Here is a 24899-nt window from a genome sequence, read left to right as displayed (position 1 = left end):
AGATAAATCCCTGCAATGGCGCAATTCTACTCTGCAAAACGACGTGTGACGACTAGTCAAAAAGTAACCGTAACCGTAACTGATCTTGATCCCTTTGGGCAGGGGGTTGCGCGCCATAACGGGAAAGCGCTGTTCATCCCCGGGCTGTTACCTGGCGAAACGGCGGACATTGTGCTGAAAGAGGAGAAGCGGCAGTTTTCACGCGGTGAGGTGAAACGTCGCCTGAATGATAGCGACGAGCGCGTTACGCCGCTGTGCCCGCATTTTGGCGTCTGCGGTGGCTGCCAGCAGCAGCATGCCAGTATTGCCCTGCAACAGCGCAGCAAAAGTGCGGCGCTGGCGCGTTTGATGAAACGGGACGTCGATGAAGTGATTGCAGGCGAACCCTGGGGCTATCGCCGCCGCGCGCGGCTCAGCCTGAGCTGGCAGCCCAAAAGCCAGTGTCTGGAGATGGGGTTTCGTAAAGCGGGCGGTAACGACATTATTAATATCACGCGCTGCCCGGTGTTGGTGCCCCGTCTTGAGGCATTACTGGCGCCGCTGCGTGAATGCCTGAGCGGGTTGCAGGCCGTGCGTCAGCTTGGACATGTTGAGCTGGTGGAAGCCGATAATGGCCCATTAATGGTTTTGCGTCACACTGTTGCATTAAGTGCAACAGACAGAGAAAAACTGGAACAGTTTTCGCATTCTCAGGAACTCTCGCTGTATCTCGCGCCACAAAGCGAGATACTGGAACAGGTTAGCGGAGAATCTCCCTGGTACAGCTCTGACGGGCTACGCTTAACGTTCAGCCCGCGGGACTTTATTCAGGTTAACGATGGTGTTAACCAGCAAATGGTGGCGCGAGCGCTGGAGTGGCTTGATGTGCAGCCCGGCGACCGGGTGCTGGATCTGTTCTGCGGCATGGGCAATTTCACGCTACCGCTGGCGAAACGCGCGGCCAGCGTGGTCGGTGTGGAGGGCGTCGCCGATTTGGTGGCGAAAGCACAGGATAACGCGCAACAGAATGGCTTGCAGAATGTGACATTCTTTCATGAAAATCTGGAGGAAGATGTCACGAAACAGCCCTGGGCAAGCCGTGGATTTGACAAAGTTTTACTCGACCCGGCACGCGCAGGCGCTGCCGGAGTGATGAAACATATTCTAAAATTGTCGCCGGGCAGAGTGGTGTACGTTTCCTGTAACCCCGCCACCCTTGCCCGCGACAGTGAAGCGCTATTGGATGCGGGTTACCAGATCCAGCGGCTGGCGATGCTGGACATGTTCCCGCACACTGGCCACCTGGAATCGATGGTGTTGTTTGTGAATCACAAATGATTAATTTCGGCTTGTCGAGTTCGGCAGGCCCGGTCCCTGAAAGGAGAGGACAATGGTTGCGGTACGCAGTGCGCATTTGAACAAAGCGGGTGAATTCGATCCGGCCAAATGGATCGCGAGTCTGGGCATCACCAGTCAGCCGTCGTGTGAACGCTTAACCGAAACCTGGGCATATTGTCTGCGACAAACACAGGGACACCCGAACGCGGAATTACTGCTGTGGCGCGGCGTCGAGATGGTGGAGATCCTCTCCATGCTGAGCATGGATACCGACACGCTGCGCGCGGCGCTGCTGTTCCCGCTGGCCGATGCGGAAGTGGTCAGCGAAGAGGTGCTGCGCGAAAGCGTCGGCACGTCGGTGGTCAACCTGATTCATGGCGTACGCGATATGGCGGCTATCCGCCAGCTGAAAGCCACCCACACCGATTCCGTCTCCTCCGAACAAGTCGATAACGTTCGTCGTATGCTGCTGGCGATGGTGGATGATTTCCGCTGCGTAGTTATCAAGCTGGCGGAACGTATCGCTCATCTGCGCGAAGTGAAAGATGCGCCGGAAGATGAGCGCGTACTGGCGGCGAAAGAGTGTACTAATATCTACGCCCCGCTGGCGAACCGGCTGGGCATCGGGCAGCTCAAATGGGAACTGGAAGATTACTGCTTCCGTTATCTGCATCCGGCGGAGTACAAACGCATCGCCAAGCTGCTGCACGAACGCCGTATCGATCGCGAACACTACATCGACGAATTTGTCGGGCATTTGCGTGCCGAAATGAAGACCGAAGGCGTCAAAGCGGAAGTGTATGGCCGCCCGAAACACATCTACAGCATCTGGCGCAAAATGCAGAAAAAACACCTCGCCTTTGATGAGCTGTTTGATGTGCGTGCCGTGCGTATCGTCGCCGAGCGTTTACAGGACTGCTACGCTGCGCTCGGGATTGTACACACCCATTACCGCCATCTGCCGGATGAGTTTGACGACTATGTTGCTAACCCAAAGCCGAATGGTTACCAGTCTATCCACACGGTAGTGCTTGGGCCGGGCGGGAAAACCGTTGAAATCCAGATTCGTACCCGGCAGATGCATGAAGATGCAGAGCTTGGCGTCGCTGCGCACTGGAAGTACAAAGAGGGCACCGCTACCGTTGGCGGCCCGCGTTCGGCGCACGAAGACCGCATTGCATGGCTGCGTAAACTGATCGCCTGGCAGGAAGAGATGGCCGATTCCGGCGAGATGCTCGACGAAGTTCGCAGCCAGGTGTTCGACGACCGTGTGTATGTCTTTACCCCGAAAGGCGATGTGGTGGACTTGCCTGCAGGTTCGACGCCGCTGGATTTTGCTTACCATATTCACAGCGATGTCGGTCACCGTTGCATCGGCGCAAAAATCGGTGGGCGCATCGTACCGTTCACTTATCAATTGCAGATGGGCGATCAGATCGAAATTATCACCCAGAAGCAACCGAACCCAAGCCGTGACTGGCTGAACCCGAACCTGGGCTATGTGACCACCAGCCGTGGGCGCTCGAAGATCCACGCCTGGTTCCGCAAACAAGATCGCGACAAAAATATTCTTGCGGGGCGTCAGATCCTCGACGATGAGCTGGCGCATCTTGGTATCAGCCTGAAAGAGGCGGAAAAATTCCTGCTGCCGCGCTACAACTTTAACGAACTGGACGAGTTGCTGGCGGCGATTGGCGGTGGGGATATCCGTCTCAATCAGATGGTGAATTTCCTGCAGTCGCAGTTCAATAAACCGAGTGCTGAGGAGCAGGACGCCGCCGCGCTGAAGCAGCTGCAACAGAAAACGTATACGCCGCAAAGCCGCAGCAAAGACAATGGCCGCGTTGTTGTCGAAGGCGTAGGCAATCTGATGCACCATATTGCGCGTTGCTGCCAGCCGATCCCGGGTGATGAAATCGTCGGGTTTATTACTCAGGGGCGCGGGATCTCTATTCACCGCGCCGACTGCGATCAACTGGAAGAGCTGCGTAACGTGGCGCCGGAACGTATCGTTGATGCCGTCTGGGGCGAAAGCTACTCGGCGGGTTACTCGCTGGTGGTGCGCGTCACGGCGAATGACCGTAGCGGTCTGCTGCGCGACATCACCACAATTCTCGCCAATGAGAAGGTGAACGTGCTCGGCGTTGCCAGCCGCAGCGACACCAAAGAACAGCTGGCCACCATCGATATGAATATCGAAATCTACAACCTGCAAGTGCTGGGCCGCGTGCTCGGCAAACTCAACCAAGTGCCGGACGTCATCGACGCTCGCCGCCTGCACGGTGGCTGATTTTCTCTTCATCCGAGCCTCGTCCTGATAGGCGAGGCTCAACACTTATTACCAGGGATTTCTCATGACTCAAATCGATCGTCTGCTGGGGATTATGCAACGCCTGCGCGACCCGGAAAACGGCTGCCCGTGGGACAAAGAGCAGACTTACGCCACCATTGCGCCTTACACGCTGGAAGAGACGTACGAAGTGCTGGACGCTATTTCGCGCGAAGATTTTGACGATTTACGCGGTGAGCTGGGTGACCTGCTGTTCCAGGTGGTTTTTTATGCGCAGATGGCGCAGGAAGAAGGGCGTTTCGGTTTCAACGACATTTGCGCCGCTATCAGCGACAAACTGGAGCGTCGTCACCCACATATTTTCGGTGATGCACATGCGGGAAACAGCACGGAAGTGCTGGCGCGTTGGGAGCAAATTAAAAGCGAAGAGCGTGCAGAAAAATCTCAGCACTCAGCGCTGGACGACATTCCCCACAGCCTGCCTGCGCTGATGCGCGCGCACAAAATCCAGAAACGCTGCTCGACCGTCGGCTTTGACTGGACGTCGCTTGGCCCGGTGCTTGATAAAGTGTACGAAGAGATTGACGAAGTCATGGACGAAGCCAAACAAGCGGTGGTTGATGAAGCGAAACTGGAAGAGGAAGTCGGCGATTTGCTCTTCGCGACCGTCAACCTTTCGCGTCATCTAGGCGTCAAAGCGGAAGTGGCGTTGCAAAAAGCCAACCTGAAATTTGAGCGGCGTTTTCGCGAAGTTGAGCGTATTGTGCGCGAACGCGGTCTGGAAATGACCGGTGTAGATCTGGAAACAATGGAAAATGTCTGGCAACAGGTAAAACGCCAGGAACATGATCTTTAAAGCATTTGTTCCAGTAAGCGCGATTTGCGTGGTTTTTTAAATAACAAGCGCTTGATTTGCGTCAAAAACATTTACTCAAAAGTGGCTATTTTCACACTCCTTAAGTTTGTTGAAATGCCTTGAGAATCGCCTCTTCGAGTAATTCGGGTCGCAGCAAGGCGGCAACCGAGCGAATCTTCAGACGCAGCGAAATGCGCCGCGTCTGGGGTGAGTGACAGAAGCCAATGCAGATGCGGCCTGAAGAACAGAGGAGAGGGGCAATGAAAGTTTGTGGCGTAGACCATCATCGGGTATACTGCTTTCCCGTCCTGGTTATTCCATCGTCTTTTAAACCTAACTTCTCAGGTTCAGCATGACAACGAACTATATTTTTGTGACCGGCGGGGTCGTATCCTCTCTGGGTAAAGGCATTGCCGCAGCCTCCCTGGCAGCCATTCTTGAAGCCCGTGGCCTCAACGTCACCATGATGAAATTGGATCCGTACATTAACGTCGATCCAGGGACTATGAGTCCAATCCAGCATGGTGAAGTGTTCGTTACCGAAGACGGCGCTGAAACCGATCTGGATTTGGGTCACTACGAGCGTTTTATCCGCACCAAAATGACCCGTCGCAATAACTTCACCACTGGTCGTATCTACTCCGAGGTTTTGCGTAAAGAGCGCCGTGGCGACTATCTGGGTGCAACCGTACAGGTTATTCCGCACATCACCAACGCGATTAAAGAGCGCATTATTGCCGGTGGCGAAGGCCATGACGTTGCGCTGGTAGAAATCGGCGGTACGGTGGGTGACATCGAATCCCTGCCGTTCCTTGAAGCTATCCGTCAGATGGCGGTAGAAGTGGGCCGCGAGCGCACTCTCTACATGCACCTGACGCTGGTGCCTTATATGGCGGCTTCCGGTGAGGTGAAAACCAAGCCGACGCAGCACTCTGTTAAAGAGCTGCTCTCTATCGGTATTCAGCCAGATATTCTGATTTGCCGTTCCGATCGCGCGGTTCCTGCTAATGAACGCGCAAAAATTGCTTTGTTCTGTAACGTTCCAGAAAAAGCTGTGATTTCTCTGAAAGACGTCGATTCCATTTATAAAATCCCGGGCCTGTTGAAATCCCAGGGGCTGGACGATTATATTTGTAAACGATTCAGCTTGAACTGTCCGGAAGCAAACCTGGCCGAATGGGAACAGGTTATTTACGAAGAAGCGAATCCGTCAGGCGAAGTCACCATTGGTATGGTCGGTAAGTACATTGAACTTCCGGACGCATATAAATCGGTTATTGAAGCACTGAAACACGGTGGTCTGAAAAACCGCGTAACCGTCAACATCAAGCTGATTGACTCGCAGGATGTTGAAACGCGTGGCGTAGAGATCCTGAAAGGTCTTGATGCCATTCTTATCCCTGGCGGCTTCGGCTACCGCGGTGTGGAAGGCAAGATCGCCACCGCACGCTATGCGCGTGAAAACAATATTCCTTACCTGGGTATTTGCCTGGGTATGCAGGTTGCGTTGATTGAATTTGCTCGTAACGTAGTCGGAATGGAGAACGCCAACTCCACGGAATTTGTGCCAGACTGTAAATACCCGGTTGTGGCGCTTATTACCGAATGGCGTGACGAAGACGGCAACGTTGAGCAGCGTTCGGAGAAGAGCGATCTCGGTGGCACCATGCGCCTCGGCGCACAGCAGTGCCAGCTTGGTGATGACAGCCTGGTTCGCCAGCTGTATGGCGCGCCAACCATTATTGAACGCCATCGCCATCGTTACGAAGTCAACAATATGCTGTTGAAACAAATCGAAGCTGCGGGTCTGCGTGTTGCGGGCCGTTCCGGGGATGATCAGTTGGTCGAGATCATCGAAGTGCCGAATCATCCGTGGTTCGTCGCTTGTCAGTTCCACCCGGAATTTACTTCTACGCCGCGTGATGGACATCCGCTGTTTGCCGGTTTTGTGAAAGCCGCCAGCGAGTATCAGAAGCGCCAGGCGAAGTAAAAAAGTTACAACAGCAACGCGTACCATCGGTACGCGTTGTTTGTCTGGAGTTTTAGTTTAACTTGTACTGAGGAAAACCTAATGTCCAAAATCGTTAAAGTCATCGGTCGTGAAATCATCGACTCCCGTGGTAACCCGACTGTTGAAGCCGAAGTACACCTGGAAGGTGGTTTCGTAGGTCTGGCTGCTGCGCCGTCAGGTGCTTCCACTGGTTCCCGCGAAGCGCTGGAACTGCGCGATGGCGACAAATCCCGCTTCATGGGTAAAGGCGTACTGAAAGCGGTTGGCGCGGTTAACGGCCCGATCGCTCAGGCAATCCTGGGTAAAGACGCGAAAGACCAGGCCGGCATCGACAAAATCATGATCGATCTGGATGGTACCGAAAACAAATCCAACTTCGGCGCGAACGCAATCCTGGCTGTTTCTCTGGCTACCGCTAAAGCTGCTGCTGCTTCTAAAGGCTTGCCGCTGTACGCACACATCGCTGAACTGAACGGCACCCCGGGTAAATACTCCATGCCGGTTCCGATGATGAACATCATCAACGGTGGTGAGCACGCTGATAACAACGTCGACATTCAGGAATTCATGATTCAGCCGGTTGGCGCGAAAACCCTGAAAGAAGCTGTACGTATGGGTTCAGAAGTGTTCCATAACCTGGCGAAAGTACTGAAATCCAAAGGCATGAACACCGCTGTGGGTGACGAAGGTGGCTACGCGCCGAACCTGGGTTCCAACGCAGAAGCACTGGCTGTTATCGCTGAAGCGGTTAAAGCTGCGGGCTACGAGCTGGGCAAAGACATCACTCTGGCGATGGACTGTGCAGCATCTGAGTTCTACAAAGACGGTAAATACGTTCTGGCTGGCGAAGGCAACAAAGCGTTCACCTCTGAAGAGTTCACTCACTTCCTGGAAGATCTGACCAAACAGTATCCGATCGTTTCCATCGAAGATGGTCTGGACGAATCTGACTGGACTGGCTTTGCTTACCAGACCAAAGTGCTGGGCGACAAAATCCAGCTGGTTGGCGACGACCTGTTCGTAACCAACACCAAGATCCTGAAAGAAGGCATCGAAAAAGGCATCGTTAACTCCATCCTGATCAAATTCAACCAGATCGGTTCTCTGACCGAAACGCTGGCTGCGATCAAAATGGCGAAAGACGCTGGCTACACCGCTGTCATCTCTCACCGTTCTGGCGAAACTGAAGACGCTACCATCGCTGACCTGGCTGTTGGTACCGCTGCAGGCCAGATCAAAACTGGTTCTATGAGCCGTTCTGACCGCGTTGCTAAATACAACCAGCTGATTCGTATCGAAGAAGCGCTGGGTGAACAAGCGCCGTTCAACGGTCGCAAAGAGATCAAAGGCCAGGCGTAATCGCTAAGCGTTGATCAAATAAAAATGCCAGTCAGTCGACTGGCATTTTTTTTAGGCTTTTGACTATTTGAAGTCGACTTCCATTTGCTGCGGAATCGTCAGGCCGCGCGTTGTCTGCACGCAGCGGGCGATATAATCGGTAAAGCGCGGCGGCTTCGGCATACCCATGCTGAGCAGCTTGTCATTGCTGAAACGCACGTTAAGCGTGGCAAACGCTCCGTAAAGACGCATCGCTTTCAGCATCAGGCGCTCGTTGCACGGCCCGAAGATATCCTTCAGCTCGCGGCGCATTTTCACCAGCGTTTCATAGCTCACCTGCGCGTATTTATCGCCAACCGGGGCTTTTTCCAGCGCCTTCGCCATTGCCCTGTCGATATCGGCAAAGCGGACGCTATTCTCTTCCCCGGCCGAGATATGCACCACTTCACCCTGTGCAATCTCTCCGCTAAGCAGCATCAGCAGCGCGTCGGCGCAGTAATCCACCGGGATCACATCCACGCGATCTTCCAGTGAACACATAAATTTTTGCAGCATCAGTCCCATGCTGAACACCCAGAAGATACTGGTAGACGGGGTGCAGCCATGGCTGGTATGGCCGACAACAATCGACGGACGTGCGATCACCAGCGGCAACTGCGGGCACTCTTTGCGCATCAGTTGTTCGATAGTGGATTTGGAGTGCGTATAGGTCACCAGATGCTCGGCATTCTCGCGAAACTCGCTGCTTTCCGGTACCAGTGAATCTGGCTCCGGGGTGCATGACATCGCGGTGCCCACGTGCAGAAAACGCTGTAACCCGGCGACTTGCGACATCCGGCGTGCAAACGTCAGCGTGCCTTCCACGTTGACTTTCCAGACCAGCGGATTATTACCAAAAGAGGCCACCGCTGCGCAGTTCAGTACGTGGGTGACATTTTCCAGCCGTGGATCGGTAATAAAACCTTCTGGTTCGCCCAAATCACCGAGCAGGATCTGCGACGTTGAAAGTGAGTTCAGTACCTCATCACTGAGGTTGAACTTGCGCATATTGCTTTTAACGCGCGCAAGCCCGGCTTCGCTATCTTCGGCACGAACCAGCAGCAATAAATTCATCGGTAGATTGTCGTGAAGAATTTTTTCTAATACTGCCCCGCCAAGAAACCCAGTGACACCCGTAATCAATAATGTATTCATCAACGCTTTCTCATCATGGTTGTTCTGGCGGATTGTAGGCACAGAAAGCTAAACGCCATATCAATAAAATGGCGTACAAAAACGGGGTTTCTTAAGCTGGTTTTAAGGAAGAAAACTCAGGGGATTTGACTACGACAACCAATAAAATAAAAAGATTCCGTCACGCTGTGGGAAATATTTATATCGATGATATTTAATGGATTATTTTTATTTTGTTAGCCTGCAAATTATGTATAAATTCAATTCAAAATGTAAAATAAATAATATCTGGTTACACCATTTCTTTTGCGCTTTATGGCTCACCAGTTCCCCGAAGCGCCGCCGCCGTCACTCGAACCGCCACCACCACTGGAACTGTCGCTACTGCTATGGCTGGAACTCTCGCTGCTGGTATAAGTGGTCGTGTCGGTGCTGGTCTCGCCTCCACGCGAATAAGTAAGTTGCCTGCTCTCACGATATTTTTGCCGGCCTGCGGCGGTAAGCCGCTGCGGGTAAATCAACCATACGCACAAAATCATCAGCAAAATAAAGGCGGGCACGGTAGCGCAGAATATCGTAAAAGGCAGCAGCAAAGGGTGTTGTTCACTGTAAGCGAACAAAATCACGGCCAGAGGGCAGGCGGTAAGAAACAGTCCTGTCAGCGTGAGGATTTTGCCTTTGACCGTCAGGGCAATGATAACCACCGCCAATATAATTAAACTCTTCCACAGGGAAAACCAGGCAGCCATTTGCTCGAAAAATGACGGTGGTTGAGCTTTGGGCAGTGGCTGGCTGGCAAGCACGGTGCTGATCCCCTCAACGCCGCGCACAATTCCGGTATTCAGGTCATTCTGCCGGAAGGCTGGAATCATATATTCATCAATGATTTGCTTCGCCAGCGCGTTGGTTAACATGCCCTCAAGGCCGCTTCCTACCTCGATACGCACTTTTCTGTCCTGCCAGGCGACCAGCACCAGCACGCCATCATTACGCCGGGCATCGCCAGGCCGCCAGCGGTTAAAAACCGCGTTAGCAAAGTGTTCAATGGTTTCGCCATTTGTCGTGGATATCAGCAGTACGGCGGTTTGCGTACCCGTGCGGGCATTCAGATCGCTCACCTGCTGGATAAGCGCCTTACGCTGCCAGAGGCTTAACTGATTTTCGGGATCGTTAACCACGCCATTCATCGCTGGAACAGGCACAGCCAGCGCCGGAAGGGTAAAACTCAGCACCAGCAACAGGGCCAATATGCGCGCCATTTGCATCATCCTTGCGGGGCAAACCAGAGAAAGAACCGTCATAGGATAGCGGCTGATAGCAGGTAATGACAATTTGCCATAACTGATAGTTTTCATTATCAGCAGGTTAAATAGCCCGCCGTGCGCGGCGCAAATGGCACATGATCCCCTGCGGGTTATCTGCAATAATGGCGTTTTTCCCTGCTAATAAGAGCGACGATGCAGTACCCGATTAACGAGATGTTCCAGACCCTGCAAGGCGAGGGTTACTTCACCGGCGTTCCCGCCATTTTTATTCGTTTACAGGGATGCCCGGTTGGTTGCGCCTGGTGCGATACCAAACACACCTGGGATAAGCTCGCGGATCGGGAGGTTTCGCTGTACAGCATTCTCGCGAAGACCAAAGAGAGCGATAAATGGGGCGCGGCAAGCAGTGAAGATCTGCTCGCCATTATCCAGCGCCAGGGCTGGACTGCGCGCCATGTGGTGATTACCGGCGGTGAACCCTGCATTCACGATCTCACCCCGTTGACCACATTGCTGGAGCACAACGGCTTTAGCTGTCAGATTGAAACCAGCGGCACGCACGACGTTCGTACGTCGCATGCCACCTGGGTCACCGTATCGCCGAAAGTAAATATGCGCGGCGGTTATGATGTCCTCCAGCAAGCGCTGGAACGCGCCGATGAGATTAAGCACCCTGTTGGCCGCGTGCGCGATATTGAAGCGCTGGACGAGCTTTTGGCGCAGCTGCACGATGATAAGCAGCGGGTAATCGCCTTGCAGCCGATAAGCCAGAAAGAGGATGCGACACGCTTGTGTATTGAAATCTGTATTGCCCGCAACTGGCGGCTGTCAATGCAGACGCACAAATATCTCAATATTGCTTAATAAAAAACCCGCCGCTGGCGGGTTTTTTATTAATACGCAAGCTAAATATTGGTGATTATTCCGAAGTAAATTGTGGTGGTAATTTAAATTTGACCTTTATCAAATGTAACATTGTTTTACTGTGATAGAAGTCATTCGTTGTTTTATCTCTCAAAATAAGTTTGTCTCATTATTATGAGGTTTCGCTTTTTCTAAAAGGATTTTGGAACAAGTAATGTCAATAAGATCAATTAATAATTTCTCAATGAGTTTTTTTTCCTTGCAGGGTAAAACTGCGATTGTCACCGGTGGTAATAGTGGGTTAGGGCAGGCATTTTCTGTCGCACTGGCGAAAGCGGGGGCAAATGTTTTTATTCCCGCTATCAGCGATGACAGTGGGGAAACAGAAGAAGCCATTAAGCAGCAGGGGGCAGAAGCTGAATTCATGGCGATTGATATCACTGAAAAAGATGCGCCAAAAAAAATTATTGCCGCCTGCTGCGAACGTTTTGGTACGGTTGATATCCTGGTGAATAACGCGGGCATCTGCAAAATGAATAATGTCTGGGAGTTTAATCGCACTGACTGGGATCCGATGATTAACGTGAATTTGACGGCCGCCTTTGAATTATGTCATGAAGCGGCAAAAGTGATGGCGAAAAACCTTCGCGGAAAAATTATCAATATTTGTTCGGTGCGTTCATTTTTAGGTCAACAGGGATCTCCCGCCTATTCCGCGACAAAACATGCGCTGGCCGGTTTAACAAAAGCCTATTGCGACGAATTAGCGCAATTTAATATTCAGGTAAACGGTATTGCGCCGGGATATTTCTCCACGGATATCACGCAGATAATTCGTAACGATCGCAAACAATATAAATGGGGAATTGATCACACACCGGCTATGCGCTGGGGAGATACGCAGGATTTAATGGGCGCAGTTATTTTTCTCGCCAGCCGCGCCTCAGATTATGTAAATGGTCATTTACTGGTTGTTGATGGCGGCTATCTGGTGCGTTAAATAGACTGGAGAGGGTGAGCGGAGCAGATAAAGCGTGGGCAAATGTGCTGTCAACCCGCAGGGCTGGCCGGCTCGCAGGTTGACGGTACGAAAATCGTTTATTCGCCGCGATAAACACAACCCGCCGTGCAGGTCTCTTTTACCATCACCGCGCTCAGCAGCGGCACCACCGGTTTCATCTGATCCCAAATCCATTTCGCCAGCACTTCGCTGGTGGGGTTTTCCAGCCCTGGGATCTCATTCAAATAGTAGTGATCCAGGCGCTCGTAAAGCGGTTTAAACGCGGCTTTCAGCTCGGCGAAGTCCATAATCCAGCCGGTATAAGGATCCACCTCGCCGGTGATCTCCAGGCGCACCATAAACGAGTGGCCATGCAGACGACCGCATTTGTGCCCCTGCGGGACATGCGGCAGGTGATGCGCGGCTTCGAAAGTGAAATCTTTAAACAACGTGGTCGACATAATGAACTCTCAGGCTTCCAAAAAACCGCCGCATGGTAGCGGAAATGACCTTTTTTAGCATTAATTAAAATCACTAAAAGCGGTTACGACAGAAGCCGAACCGCAATACATTCGTTTTATCAATGTAATTCAATAAGTTATTTAACCTGTTTTAGTGTTATCAACTATAACTAAAACAGGTTAGTCCATTTGGTTATTTATTATTTCCAACCTTTCTTTAATTGTTATTATCCCCACCGTTAACCTTAGTTTCACTTCACTTTTTTAAAATTATATCCCCATGGATTTCGCGGCGTTGGCGCGTTCACAGGCTGCGCGAAAGACGAAAGGGAATTGCTACTGGAACAATACGACGCATGACGACCCAGGTCCCACCTTCCGCGTTGCTTCCGCTTAACCCGGAGCAACTGGCGCGCCTCCAGGCGGCCACCACTGATTTAACACCCACCCAGCTCGCCTGGGTTTCCGGCTATTTCTGGGGCGTGCTGAATCAGCAGCCAGCCGGCGCGGTTGCCGCTGCGACGCCGGTCGCAGAAGCGTCCTCTATTACGCTGATTTCCGCCTCGCAGACCGGTAACGCCCGCCGTGTAGCCGAAGCGCTGCGCGATGATTTATTGGCCGCGAAACTCAATGTTACGCTGGTCAACGCGGGCGACTACAAATTCAAACAGATCGCCAACGAAAAACTGCTGATCGTCGTTGCTTCAACGCAGGGTGAAGGCGAAGCGCCGGAAGAAGCTGTTGCGCTGCATAAGTTCCTGTTCTCGAAAAAAGCGCCAAAACTGGATGGCACCGCTTTTGCGGTCTTCGGTCTGGGCGACACCTCGTATGAGTTTTTCTGCCAGGCCGGGAAAGATTTTGACAGCAAACTGGCTGAGCTGGGTGCTGAACGTCTGCTGGATCGCGTCGATGCCGATGTGGAGTACCAGGCCGCCGCCGCAGAGTGGCGCGCCCGTGTGGTTGAAGTGCTGAAAGCCCGTGCGCCAGCCTCTTCGCCTGTGCAAGCTGCTGTTGCCGCCAGCGGTGCGGTGAATGAAATCGTCTCCAGCCCGTACACCAAAGAAGCACCGCTGAGTGCAAGCCTGTCGGTTAACCAGAAAATCACCGGGCGTAATTCAGAAAAAGATGTGCGTCATATCGAGATCGATTTGGGCGACTCCGGTCTGCGTTACCAGCCGGGCGATGCGCTCGGCGTCTGGTATCAGAACGATCCTGCGTTAGTCAAAGAGCTGGTTGAACTGCTGTGGCTGAAAGGTGATGAGCCCGTCACGGTCGATGGCAAAACCCTGCCGCTTGCCGAAGCGTTGCAGTGGCATTTCGAGTTGACGGTCAACACCGCCAATATCGTGGAAAATTACGCCACCCTGACGCGCAGCGAATCGTTGCTGCCGCTGGTCGGTGATAAAGCGCAGTTGCAGCACTACGCCGCGACCACGCCGATTGTCGATATGGTGCGTTTCTCTCCGGCGCAGCTGGATGCGGACGCGCTGATTGGCCTGCTGCGCCCGCTGACGCCGCGCCTTTACTCTATTGCCTCTTCGCAGGCAGAAGTGGAGAGTGAAGTACATATCACCGTTGGCGTGGTGCGTTATGACGTCGAAGGCCGTGCCCGCGCGGGCGGTGCTTCAAGCTTCCTCGCCGATCGCGTAGAAGAAGAGGGCGAAGTTCGCGTATTTATCGAGCATAACGATAACTTCCGTCTGCCGGCGAACCCGCAAACGCCGGTGATCATGATTGGGCCGGGCACCGGTATTGCGCCGTTCCGCGCCTTTATGCAACAGCGCGCCGCCGATGAAGCGCCAGGCAAAAACTGGTTGTTCTTTGGCAACCCACACTTTACCGAAGATTTCCTCTACCAGATTGAGTGGCAGCTCTATGTGAAAGAGGGCGTGCTGAACCGCATCGATTTGGCCTGGTCCAGAGATCAAAAAGAAAAAGTTTACGTACAAGACAAACTGCGCGAACAGGGCGCGGAACTGTGGCGCTGGATCAACGACGGCGCGCACATTTATGTCTGCGGCGACGCCAATCGCATGGCGAAAGACGTTGAGCAGGCTTTACTGGATGTGATTGCCGAATTTGGTGGCATGGACACCGAAGCGGCGGATGAATTTTTAAGTGAGCTGCGCGTTGAGCGCCGTTATCAGCGAGATGTCTACTAATGAGCGAAAAACACCCCGGCCCACTGGTGGTCGAAGGCAAACTGACCGACGCCGAACGCATGAAACGCGAAAGCAACTACCTGCGCGGTACGATTGCGGAAGATTTGCATGACGGTCTGACCGGCGGCTTCAAAGGCGACAATTTTCTGCTGATCCGTTTTCACGGCATGTATCAGCAAGACGATCGCGATATCCGCGCCGAGCGTGCTGAGCAAAAGCTGGAGCCGCGCCACGCGATGATGCTGCGTTGCCGCCTGCCGGGCGGCGTTATTACCACCAAACAGTGGCAGGCGATTGATCAATTCGCCCATGACAACACCATTTACGGCAGCATCCGCCTGACCAACCGTCAGACGTTCCAGTTTCACGGCATTTTGAAGAAAAATGTGAAACCGGCGCACCAGATGCTGCACTCCGTTGGGCTGGACGCACTGGCAACCGCCAACGACATGAACCGTAACGTGCTCTGTACCTCGAACCCGTACGAATCTGAACTGCACGCTGAAGCCTACGAATGGGCGAAAAAGATCTCCGAACATCTGCTGCCGCGCACCCGGGCTTATGCCGAGATCTGGCTCGATCAGGAAAAAGTGGCCACCACGGATGAAGAGCCGATCTTAGGCCAGACTTACTTGCCGCGTAAGTTTAAAACTACGGTGGTTATCCCGCCGCAGAACGACATCGATCTGCACGCCAACGACATGAACTTCGTGGCGATTGCGGAAAACGGCAAGCTGGTGGGCTTTAACCTGCTGGTTGGCGGCGGTTTGTCGATCGAGCATGGCAACAAGAAAACTTACGCCCGCACGGCGAGCGAATTCGGTTATCTGCCGCTGGAGCACACGCTGGCGGTCGCGGAAGCGGTGGTTACGACGCAGCGCGACTGGGGTAACCGTACCGATCGTAAAAACGCCAAAACCAAATACACCCTTGAGCGCGTGGGCGTTGAAACCTTCAAAGCGGAAGTTGAACGCCGTGCCGGGATCAAATTTGAACCGATCCGTCCGTATGAGTTTACCGGTCGTGGCGATCGCATCGGTTGGGTGAAAGGCATCGACAATAAATGGCATCTGACGCTGTTTATTGAAAACGGCCGTATTCTGGATTACCCGGGACGCCCGCTGAAAACCGGCCTGCTGGAAATTGCGAAGATCCACAAAGGCGAGTTCCGCATTACCGCTAACCAGAACCTGATCATCGCCGGTGTGCCGGAAAGCCAGAAAGCGAAGATCGAAAAACTGGCGCGCAGCCACGGGCTGATGGACGCGGTAAAACCGCAGCGCGAAAACTCCATGGCCTGTGTGTCATTCCCGACCTGCCCGCTGGCGATGGCGGAAGCCGAGCGTTTCCTGCCTTCGTTTGTCGATAAAGTCGAAGCGCTGATGGAAAAACACGGCGTGGGCGATGACCATATTGTGCTGCGTGTGACCGGCTGCCCGAACGGCTGCGGTCGTGCGATGCTGGCGGAGATCGGACTGGTGGGTAAAGCGCCGGGACGCTATAACTTGCATATCGGCGGTAATCGCAGTGGTACACGCATTCCGCGCATGTACCGCGAAAACATTACTGAACCCGAAATCCTTGGCGCTATCGACGAACTGGTCGCACGCTGGGCGCACGAGCGTGAAGAGGGCGAAGGTTTTGGCGACTTCACCATCCGCGCTGGAATTATCCGCCCGGTGCTCGATCCGGCGCGGGATTTCTGGGAATAACGCCTGATTCCTTCCTCCCCGATCGGGGAGGAAGAGGTGATAAGAGAGGTCAATATGTCCGTACTGGATCTGAACGCGCTAAACGAGCTGCCCAAAGTAGACCGCATACTGCAGCTTTCTGAAACCAACGCGCAGCTTGAGAAACTCAGCGCTGAAGAGCGTGTCGCCTGGGCGCTGGAAAACCTGCCGGGTGAATATGTGCTCTCCTCAAGTTTTGGTATTCAGGCGGCGGTGAGCCTGCATCTGGTAAACCAGGTGCGTCCGGATATCCCGGTGATCCTCACCGATACCGGCTATCTGTTTCCGGAAACCTACCAGTTTATCGACGAGCTCACGGACAAGCTCAAGCTGAACCTGAAAATCTACCGCGCCGAGCACAGCCCGGCCTGGCAGGAGGCGCGCTACGGCAAGCTGTGGGAGCAGGGCGTTGAGGGGATTGAAAAATACAATCACATCAACAAAGTTGAGCCGATGAACCGCGCGCTGGCCGAACTGAACGCGAAAACCTGGTTCGCCGGGCTGCGCCGCGAGCAATCCGGCAGCCGCGCCACATTGCCGGTGCTGGCTATTCAGCGCGGCGTGTTCAAAGTGCTGCCGATCATCGACTGGGATAACCGCACGGTCTACCAGTATCTGCAAAAACACGGGCTGAACTACCACCCGCTGTGGGATCAGGGCTACCTTTCGGTGGGCGACACGCATACCACCCGCAAATGGGAGCCAGGCATGGCAGAAGAAGAGACCCGCTTCTTTGGCCTGAAACGCGAATGCGGGCTGCATGAAGGTTAATGTTCTCCCTCTCCTTTACCGGAGAGGGCTGTTGTTACCCCATCACACTCACATGTGCCGCCACAATGCGCCAGCCCCACGGGAACTTCACCCAGGTCTGCATCTGGCGGCCAATTTTCTCGCTGTTTTCCCGCGTAAACTCGGTGCTCGCTACCGCCATATCATCGCCAAAAGTGGTGATAGTGGTATTGCGTAGCACGCGCTCAAGCCCGCTTGAGGGGCGAGCGTTGCGAAAATCGCGGATCGCGGCAATGCCGTACAGGTTTTCGGTGGCGCCGTAACGCACGGTGCGTGCGTCATCCCAGAACAACTCGTCCAGCACATTGATATCGTTGCTGATAAGCGCCTGCTCATAGCGGTAAAACGCGGTGGTCACTTCATTGAGGATCGCCGGGCGATCAACATTATCTCGGTTCATGCTGCATCCTGTGGAAAAAGAAGACCGGCCTGCTCCAGCCGCCATGCCGCCTGTAAACAGCGCGCTTCCTGCCAGGGCGCGCCAATAATCTGTACGCCTGTCGGTAAACCGCTGGCGGTTTTCAGCGCCACGGTGACCACCGGCAAGCCAAGAAAGGAGATTGGCTGCGTCAGCATCCCCATGCTTGCTTTTATGGGTAAATCGACACCATTGATATGCATGGTCTGTGCGCCAATCGGCGTGGCACAGCAGGGCGTTGCCGGGGCTAACAGCAGATCAACGTCATCGAAAAGCGGCAGCGTTTTGTCGCGAAACCAGGCGCGAAACCGCTGTGCCTGCGTGTACCAGGCCGAGGGGGTCATCGCGCCCGCCAGCAGGCGTTCGCGCGAATTGGGTTCGAACGCGTCAGCGTCGGTGCGCAGGGCGGGTAAATAGTGGTTGCCGCCTTCCGCCGCCGACAGCAAAAAGGCCGCCGTTCGCGCCAGTTCCGCTTCCGGCAGCGTTATCGCATTGTCAGCATTCAGCGCTCGCGCGACACGGGCAACGGCCTTGCGCGCATCATCATCGCACCAGGTAGTGAAATACCCCTCCAGCACGGCGCAGCGCAGCCTGCTTTCCCCATGCAACTGCGGCAAGGCGGCATCACTGGCGCGATCGGACTGCCAGCGATCGTCGGGATCGTGCCCCTGCAAAGCGTCATACACCTGCGTTAAATCCTCAACGCTACGCGCCAACGGACCGATATGATCAAGGCTGGCGACAAACGGGTGGCTACCGCTACGCGACAGACGGCCAAATGTCGGTTTCAGCCCGTTAATACCGCACAGGGAGGCGGGTACGCGGATTGATCCGTTGGTGTCACTACCGAGCGAAAAATTGACCATCCCCGCGGCGACAGCCGCCGCCGAACCGCCGGACGAGCCGCCCGCAATACGCTCGGGATCGCGTGGGTTGCGCGTTGCGCCGTAGTGGCTGTTTTCGGTGGTAAAACCATAGGCGTAGGCATCCATATTCAGCGCCCCGGCGAGCATCGCGCCCGCGCGCGTCAACTGGCGAAGTGCGAAGGCATCTTCCGTAGCTGGTGGCTGCTGGCTGAAGAGTTTCGCCCCGGCAAGCGTGGTGACACCTTCAACATCAAACAGGTTTTTTACTCCATACGGCACGCCTGCCAGCGCGGGCAATGCTTCGCCCTTCGCGATTTGCCGGTCGATTTGCGCGGCCTCAGCCAGCATTCGCATGGCAGTGATGGCGGTGAAGGCGTTGATGCGCGGATTGTCGCGCTCAACGTGCGCCAGCGTCTGCTGCGCCAGCTCGCAGGCGCTGAAGGTTTTTTCCCGCAGACCGCGCCGGATATCAGCAATCGATAAATTCATAACCGGTACTCTCCTGCGCCTTCCTGGCGGTGCGGCAGCGTAAAGGCCATCAGCGGTTGCGCCATCGCGGCGATTCTGGCGAGCTGGATTTCCAGTTCGGCGCGGCGTGCATCATCCAGCGGGACATCAAGCAGTTGTTCCATCAGTCGGATATAGGTCGGCCAGTCAAATGGTGTATTCATCATTGCTCCTTAAAACCCTGCTGCGCTGCCGTTACTGCGCGGATCGTAAGCCCCTTCCAGCATGCCGCTGGGGTGGCGCACAATCGCCCCTGCGTGCCCGGTGGCTTCGCTCATTCCCGGCAACCACTCAACGTCATGCCCCAGCACGCGCAGCGCCTGAAATGTCTCTTCGCTAAAGCGTCCTTCCAGTTTCAGGCTATCGGAAAGCTGCCCCCACGTGCGGCCCAGCAACCAGCGTGGGGCGCAAACCGCCTCCTGCAACGGCATGCCCTGCATGACATGGCGGGTAAAAATAGCGGCCTGCGTTTGCGGCTGCCCGTCGCCGCCCATGGTGCCGTAAACCAGCGTGCGCCCGTCTTTCAGCCGCGCGGCGGCGGGGTTTAAGGTGTGGAACGGCTGTTTGCCAGGCATCAGCGCCAGCAGATGCGCCGGATCGAGGCTAAAGGCCGCGCCACGGTTTTGCAGCAGCACGCCACTTTCCGGTAGCACCACGCCGCTGCCAAATTCGTGATAAATACTCTGGATAAACGACACCGCCAGCCCGTTTTTGTCGATAACTCCCATCCACACGGTATCGCCTGGCCCTTTCCCCTGACCCCAGGGCGCGGCGCGTTGCTCATCAATGCTGGCCGCCAGTTGCTCCAGCGGCGCTTGTTCCAGCAGGCTCTGTACCGGCAGCGTGACGTGGCGAGGATCGGTGATGTAGCGATCGCGCAGGGCGAAGGCTTTCTTGGTCGCTTCCACAATGCGGTGAATGGTCTGCACGTCGCTGGCCTGCGCCATCTCCAGATGGTCGGTAATGCCGAGGATGGCCAGCGATACCAGCCCCTGCGTCGGCGGCGTCATATTGAAAATTTCGCCCTGGCTATGGCTGAGCTTCAACGGCACGCGGCGCTGGGCGCGATGGTTCGCCAGATCCTGGGCGGTCACGGGCAAACCCAACATCTGCATTTCACGGGCGATCACCTGCGCCAGCGAGCCACGGTAAAAGCTCTCCAGCCCTTCGGTGGCAAGCTGGGTCAGCGTGCGGGCGAGTTTAGGCTGGCAAAAGCGGCTGCCGGCCAGTGGGGCGTTGCCTTGCGGTAAAAAGGTGTCTGCAAAACCGGGGATATCCACCAGTTCCGCATATTTACTTTGCGTGGCGCTGGCCTGCGACTGGGTCACCGGGATGCCGTCGGCGGCGTAGCGGATCGCATCGGCCAGTAACCGTGAGAGCGGAAGCTGCCCGCCACCGAGCGTGGCGGAGACCTTCAGCGCCTCATCCCAGCCGCTGAGCGTGCCGGGTACGGTCAGCGCAGCAAGCGTACCGCGATGGGGAATATGTGCGTGACCGGCATAAAATTCGCGCGTTGCGTGTTGTCCGGCCGCGCCGCTGGCGTCGATGGCGAGCGGTTCGCCTTCTGGCGGCACAATCAACCAGAAGCCATCGCCACCGATGCCGTTCATGTGCGGGTAGGCCACTGCAATGGTTGCTGCTGCCGCCACCATCGCTTCAATCGCGTCGCCGCCGTGGCGCAACACCGACAACGCCGATTCGCTGGCGAGATGGTGCGGTGTTACCGCCATGCCGGAGGGGGCCATATTACTTTGCATCGTCACGCTTCCTGTTTTTGCGGGTAAGTGCAGAACACTAAGCAAGAGCTGTTCCAGATTGACGACAGGCGTTTCACTGTGTCAGCTTAGCCTGAAACAAAAGTTGCAGGAGAAGCTATGCAGCAGCTGGATGAGCGTTTACGGGCGAGCTTTGACGAGCTATCCCCGCAGGAACAACGGGTTGCCTCGTTTATCATCGATCATTTCGACGATCTGGTGAGCTATAACAGCGCCGAGCTGGCGCGCTTGAGCGGGGTATCGAAAGCGACTGTCAGCCGCTTGTTTAAGCGCCTCGGCTACGATCGTTTCAAAGAGATGCGCGATGAACTGCGCACGCTGCGCCAGAGCGGTATGCCGTTGACCGAGAACCGCGACGCGGTGCAGGGCAACACACTGCTGGCGCGCCATTACAAGCAGGAGATGGCGAACCTGACGCTGTGGGTCAATACGCTGGATGCCGGGCAATTCGCCGAAATCGTCACCGCGCTTAATACCGCGAAGCGGGTTTTTATTTTGGGGCTGCGTAACAGCGCCCCTGTGGCCTTACACCTGCGCCAGCAGCTGCTGCAAAGCCGTGGTCAGGTGCTGCTGATGCCGCAGCCGGGGCAGACGCTGGCGGAAGAAGTGGTCGATATCACCCCGCAGGATATGGTGGTGGTGGTGGCGTTTCGCCGCCGCCCGCGCGTGGTGCGCCCGCTGCTGGCGGTGTTGCATCAGCAGGGCATTCCGCTGCTGGCAATCAGTGAGCCGCAGGCGGCCAGCATTAAGCCGCTGTGCCGCTGGCACATCGGTTTGCCGCTGGAGAGCGTCTCCGCGTTCGACAGCTACAGCAGCGCCATGAGCCTGGTTAATTTGCTGTCCAATGCCGTGCTGCACACCGCGCTGAGCGAAGGGCGTCAGCGCATTCACCACATCGCTTCCCTGTACGATGAACTGGATGAGCTTGAACACCGTTAACGCACCATAAAGGTGCTTTTGCACCATCCTGATGTGTTATGACGGGGCGTTAAGCGCCCCTTTTTGTTATGGTTTTTGACATGAAATAGCGGCTATCCAGCGCTGGTGTCGTTTTTTTGTCTGTGGCACATTAGTTGCAGAAATTAATTCAAAGAATCTTTTGTTTCATATTTCACGCTGTCGCAGACTAAAGGACGCGCCCATGTTTGATTTCCAGCAGTTCCCGCAAATTAATCCACCTTCGCGCCTGTTGATGGGGCCGGGGCCAATCAATGCCGACCCGCGTGTTCTGCGGGCGATGGCGAGCCAGTTGATAGGGCAATACGATCCGGTGATGACCGGCTACATGAATGAAGTGATGGCGCTTTACCGCGAGGTGTTTCGCACGGAAAACCGCTGGACGATGCTGGTGGATGGTACCTCTCGCGCGGGTATTGAGGCGATCCTCGTTTCCGCCATTCGCCCTGGTGATAAGGTGCTGGTGCCGGTGTTTGGCCGTTTTGGTCATCTGCTGTGTGAAATTGCCCGCCGCTGCCGCGCTGAAGTCCACACCATTGAGGTGCCGTGGGGCGAGGTGTTTAGCCCGGATCGGATTGAAGATGCCATTGTTCGCATCAAGCCGCGCCTGCTGCTAACGGTACACGGCGATACCTCGACCACCATGCTGCAACCGCTGGAGCAACTAGGTGAGATTTGCCGCCGGCACGATGTGTTGTTTTATACCGACGCCACCGCTTCGCTCGGTGGTAACCGGTTAGAAAGCGATGTGTGGGGCCTGGATGCCGTTTCCGCCGGGTTGCAGAAGTGCCTTGGTGGCCCGTCCGGGAGTTCGCCCATTACCCTTAGCCCACGAATGGAAGCCGCCGTGCGGGCGCGCAAATGCGTAGAACAGGGCATTCGCACCGAGGCGCATCAGGACGGCGCACAGGAGATGATCTACTCCAACTATTTCGATCTCGGCATGGTGATGGATTACTGGGGGCCGGAACGTCTGAATCACCACACGGAAGCGACCAGCATGCTGTTCGCCGCCCGCGAATGCGCGCGCATTATGCTCGAAGAGGGGATGGATAAGCTGATTGCGCGCCACGAACTGCACGGGCGCGCGCTGCTGGCGGGCATCCAGGGAATGGGGCTGGAAGTGTTTGGCGATATCCGGCACAAGATGAACAACGTCCTCGGCGTACAAATCCCGCAGGAAGTGCATGGCGAAGAGGTGCGTAAACGTCTGCTGGATGATTTCCATATTGAAATTGGCACCTCGTTTGGCCCGCTGCAGGGCAAGATCTGGCGCATCGGCACCATGGGCTATAACGCACGCAAAGATTGCGTGCTGCAAACGCTGACCGCGCTGGAAGCGGTGTTGAACCGGCTGGGTTTTCGCACCATTCAGGGAGCGGGTATGCAGGCGGCATGGGATATTTACGAAGGAGTCAGTTAATGATAACGCCTTTCGATGCCGCACAAGCCGCCAGCCGGGTTATGCAACGCTGTGACGCGCTGGCGCAAATCAGCGAAACGCCGGGTCAGCTTACCCGTGTTTATCTCTCGCCCCAGCATTTGCAGGCAAATGCGCTGGTTGCCGGGTGGATGCAGCAGGCGGGGATGCGCACCTGGCAGGATGCAGTCGGCAATATTTTTGGCCGTTACGAAGGTATCGAAGCGGGAAGCCAGGCGCTGCTGCTCGGTTCGCATCTTGATACCGTGCGCGATGCCGGGCGTTACGACGGCATGCTTGGTGTACTGGCGGCGATTGAAGTTGTTGATGGCCTGAATCGGGCTAACCTGCGCGGCAGGCAGGCGATCGAGATTGTCGGTTTTGCTGACGAAGAGGGCACAAGATTTAACATCGCGCTGCTGGGTAGCCGTGGGCTAACCGGCAGCTGGCCACAAGCGTGGCTGGCCTGTGAAGATGCGCAGGGTATCAGCGTGGCACAGGCGCTGGAACAGGCCGGGTTGGATGCCGCACAGATTGCTACGGCGCAGCGCCCGGTCGGGGATTTTTCCGCCTATCTGGAGCTGCATATTGAACAGGGACCGGTGCTGGAAGACGCGGATCTGGCGCTCGGCGTGGTCACGGCCATCAACGGTGCGCGGCGGCTTAGCTGCCGTTTTACCGGTGAGGCCGGGCACGCCGGTACGGTGCCGATGCGTCATCGCCGTGATGCGCTGACCGCTGCCGCCGAATGGATACAGATTATCGAACAGGCAACGATCGAGGCTGGCCCGGAGATGGTTGCCACCGTTGGCACATTGCAATGCGAACCCGGCGCGGTGAATGTGATCCCCGGCGCAGTTGGGCTTACGCTCGATATCCGTAGCCCGCACGATGATAAGCGAGAAGCGTTGCTCAACCACTTGCTGGATGAAGCCACCCGCATCGCCCGGCAACGCAGACTTGAGTTCCGCCACGACATTTTTTACACCATCGCCGCCACGCCGTGTGATATGCCACTGCGTGAAGAGCTGGCCGATGCGGTACATACCGTGCAGGGGAAGGTTTTATCTCTGCCGAGTGGAGCAGGACATGATGCTATCGCCATTGCGGAGCGCTGGCCTTCCGCCATGCTGTTTGTGCGTTGTTATAAAGGCATCAGCCATCACCCGGCGGAAAGCGTGGCCTGTAGCGATGTCGCCCAGGCGCTGCGCGCCCTGAGCCTTGCGGTAGGAAGGCTTATTCACGCGGCGTAGCGTCAAGCTGTTACTACCGTGTCAGCGTGCGGTTATCGGGGTTAACGGTAAAAATATCAGCCTGCCATTCTGTTCGGGCACACCTGAACCGCGGCTGCTGTGATAGTGAATTCGCCATGCTGATAACAGGCCGGGCTGGCAGGCGCGGCAGGTTGTGTTGGTTTCTGTCTTCGACGTAGTGATTGAGAACGGGTCATTTCGCCTCCTCATCACTACGTCCCTGTCGTGTTCAGGTCGTTCCCCCTTTGGTCTCTTTCTTCCCTTTTAGTGCATGGTTTGCACGCTAACTGTGCATTTCATCGCCTGCATCCGCAGGTGCCTGCTACCTCCTCTGCCTTAGCCAAAAAATAAACATTAATAAATCAAAGTATTAACAAAAATTTATCGAACCAATGCCGTATTGGTTCGCAAATTGCTTAGTAAATAACGAGGCGTACAGACGGCATG

The 24899-nt window shown here is 55.4% G+C and carries 20 protein-coding genes; 13 read left to right on the top strand and 7 right to left on the bottom strand.

Annotated features, from left to right (window positions below; genetic code table 11):
* Positions 1 to 15: 15 nt before the first annotated feature.
* From rlmD to eno, 5 genes are all read left to right on the top strand, one after another.
* Positions 16 to 1317, top strand: a complete 1302-nt coding sequence (rlmD, locus tag O3S68_RS12710; protein ID WP_269231632.1) for a 23S rRNA (uracil(1939)-C(5))-methyltransferase RlmD — start codon at positions 16 to 18, stop codon at positions 1315 to 1317.
* Positions 1318 to 1369: 52 nt separating this feature from the next.
* Positions 1370 to 3607: a GTP diphosphokinase gene (gene relA, locus O3S68_RS12705; RefSeq protein WP_017458746.1), complete on the top strand. Its 2238-nt coding sequence runs from the start codon at positions 1370 to 1372 to the stop codon at positions 3605 to 3607.
* A 64-nt stretch (positions 3608 to 3671) separates the two neighbouring features.
* Positions 3672 to 4463, top strand: coding sequence for a nucleoside triphosphate pyrophosphohydrolase (gene mazG / locus O3S68_RS12700; protein WP_269231631.1), 792 nt, complete (start codon positions 3672 to 3674; stop codon positions 4461 to 4463).
* Between the two features lie 352 nt (positions 4464 to 4815).
* Positions 4816 to 6453, top strand: a complete 1638-nt coding sequence (pyrG, locus tag O3S68_RS12695; protein WP_017458748.1) for a glutamine hydrolyzing CTP synthase — start codon at positions 4816 to 4818, stop codon at positions 6451 to 6453.
* Positions 6454 to 6534: 81 nt separating this feature from the next.
* A complete protein-coding gene (gene eno, locus O3S68_RS12690) occupies positions 6535 to 7833 on the top strand; it encodes a phosphopyruvate hydratase (RefSeq protein ID WP_045513298.1) in 1299 nt (432 codons plus the stop codon).
* 63 nt (positions 7834 to 7896) lie between these two features.
* Here the strand turns inward: eno and O3S68_RS12685 are convergent, their stop codons facing one another.
* Positions 7897 to 9006, bottom strand: coding sequence for an SDR family oxidoreductase (locus O3S68_RS12685; RefSeq protein WP_020456664.1), 1110 nt, complete (start codon positions 9004 to 9006; stop codon positions 7897 to 7899).
* A gap of 299 nt (positions 9007 to 9305) precedes the next feature.
* Positions 9306 to 10244 carry a TPM domain-containing protein gene (locus O3S68_RS12680; RefSeq protein WP_269231630.1) on the bottom strand — a complete coding sequence of 313 codons (939 nt, stop codon included), beginning with the start codon at positions 10242 to 10244 and terminating at the stop codon, positions 9306 to 9308.
* Positions 10245 to 10442: 198 nt separating this feature from the next.
* On the opposite strand from O3S68_RS12680, the gene queE reads away from it, so the two are divergent.
* Both queE and O3S68_RS12670 read left to right on the top strand, forming a co-directional pair.
* A complete protein-coding gene (gene queE / locus O3S68_RS12675; protein WP_269231629.1) occupies positions 10443 to 11114 on the top strand; it encodes a 7-carboxy-7-deazaguanine synthase QueE in 672 nt (223 codons plus the stop codon).
* Between the two features lie 214 nt (positions 11115 to 11328).
* On the top strand, positions 11329 to 12114 hold the full coding sequence (locus O3S68_RS12670) for an SDR family oxidoreductase (RefSeq protein ID WP_044489573.1): 786 nt from the start codon (positions 11329 to 11331) through the stop codon (positions 12112 to 12114).
* Positions 12115 to 12212: 98 nt separating this feature from the next.
* Here O3S68_RS12670 and queD read toward each other — a convergent pair whose 3' ends face one another.
* On the bottom strand, positions 12213 to 12575 hold the full coding sequence (gene queD / locus O3S68_RS12665) for a 6-carboxytetrahydropterin synthase QueD (protein ID WP_017458754.1): 363 nt from the start codon (positions 12573 to 12575) through the stop codon (positions 12213 to 12215).
* Between the two features lie 356 nt (positions 12576 to 12931).
* On the opposite strand from queD, the gene cysJ reads away from it, so the two are divergent.
* Genes cysJ through cysH form a run of 3 tightly spaced genes read left to right on the top strand, consistent with a single transcriptional unit; the run spans position 12932 to position 17238 of the window.
* Positions 12932 to 14737 (top strand): NADPH-dependent assimilatory sulfite reductase flavoprotein subunit, encoded by a 1806-nt coding sequence (gene cysJ, locus O3S68_RS12660; RefSeq protein ID WP_269231628.1) that lies wholly within the window; start codon positions 12932 to 12934, stop codon positions 14735 to 14737.
* Positions 14737 to 16449: an assimilatory sulfite reductase (NADPH) hemoprotein subunit gene (gene cysI / locus O3S68_RS12655; protein ID WP_045513284.1), complete on the top strand. Its 1713-nt coding sequence runs from the start codon at positions 14737 to 14739 to the stop codon at positions 16447 to 16449. The genes cysJ and cysI overlap by 1 nt, the downstream gene beginning before the upstream one ends.
* Positions 16450 to 16503: 54 nt before the next feature.
* Complete coding sequence (gene cysH, locus O3S68_RS12650; protein WP_045513282.1) at positions 16504 to 17238, top strand: phosphoadenosine phosphosulfate reductase; 735 nt, start codon at positions 16504 to 16506, stop codon at positions 17236 to 17238.
* A 34-nt stretch (positions 17239 to 17272) separates the two neighbouring features.
* On the opposite strand, the gene hpxZ is transcribed toward cysH, so the two are convergent.
* Genes hpxZ through ggt form a run of 4 tightly spaced genes read right to left on the bottom strand, consistent with a single transcriptional unit; the run spans position 17273 to position 20804 of the window.
* Positions 17273 to 17656 (bottom strand): oxalurate catabolism protein HpxZ, encoded by a 384-nt coding sequence (gene hpxZ, locus O3S68_RS12645; RefSeq protein ID WP_269231627.1) that lies wholly within the window; start codon positions 17654 to 17656, stop codon positions 17273 to 17275.
* Positions 17653 to 19029: an AtzE family amidohydrolase gene (locus tag O3S68_RS12640; RefSeq protein WP_269231626.1), complete on the bottom strand. Its 1377-nt coding sequence runs from the start codon at positions 19027 to 19029 to the stop codon at positions 17653 to 17655. The genes hpxZ and O3S68_RS12640 overlap by 4 nt, the downstream gene beginning before the upstream one ends.
* Complete coding sequence (hpxX, locus tag O3S68_RS12635; RefSeq protein ID WP_020456672.1) at positions 19026 to 19211, bottom strand: oxalurate catabolism protein HpxX; 186 nt, start codon at positions 19209 to 19211, stop codon at positions 19026 to 19028. The genes O3S68_RS12640 and hpxX overlap by 4 nt, the downstream gene beginning before the upstream one ends.
* A gap of 9 nt (positions 19212 to 19220) precedes the next feature.
* Entirely contained in the window at positions 19221 to 20804 is a 1584-nt protein-coding gene (gene ggt, locus O3S68_RS12630) for a gamma-glutamyltransferase (protein WP_269231625.1), read from the bottom strand.
* 117 nt (positions 20805 to 20921) lie between these two features.
* On the opposite strand from ggt, the gene O3S68_RS12625 reads away from it, so the two are divergent.
* From O3S68_RS12625 to hpxK, 3 genes are all read left to right on the top strand, one after another.
* Positions 20922 to 21761, top strand: a complete 840-nt coding sequence (locus O3S68_RS12625) for a MurR/RpiR family transcriptional regulator (protein WP_020456674.1) — start codon at positions 20922 to 20924, stop codon at positions 21759 to 21761.
* 202 nt (positions 21762 to 21963) lie between these two features.
* A complete protein-coding gene (locus tag O3S68_RS12620; protein ID WP_269231624.1) occupies positions 21964 to 23202 on the top strand; it encodes a pyridoxal-phosphate-dependent aminotransferase family protein in 1239 nt (412 codons plus the stop codon).
* The gene (gene hpxK / locus O3S68_RS12615) at positions 23202 to 24452 is read left to right on the top strand and encodes an allantoate amidohydrolase (RefSeq protein ID WP_269231623.1); all 1251 of its coding nucleotides are present in this window, start codon (positions 23202 to 23204) and stop codon (positions 24450 to 24452) included. The genes O3S68_RS12620 and hpxK overlap by 1 nt, the downstream gene beginning before the upstream one ends.
* Positions 24453 to 24899 lie beyond the last annotated feature (447 nt).

Source organism: Kosakonia sp. SOY2, from assembly GCF_027109175.1.
Taxonomy (GTDB): domain Bacteria; phylum Pseudomonadota; class Gammaproteobacteria; order Enterobacterales; family Enterobacteriaceae; genus Kosakonia.
The sequence above is the reverse complement of the archived record's forward strand: the minus strand, read 5'-3'. Positions and strand labels throughout refer to the sequence as shown.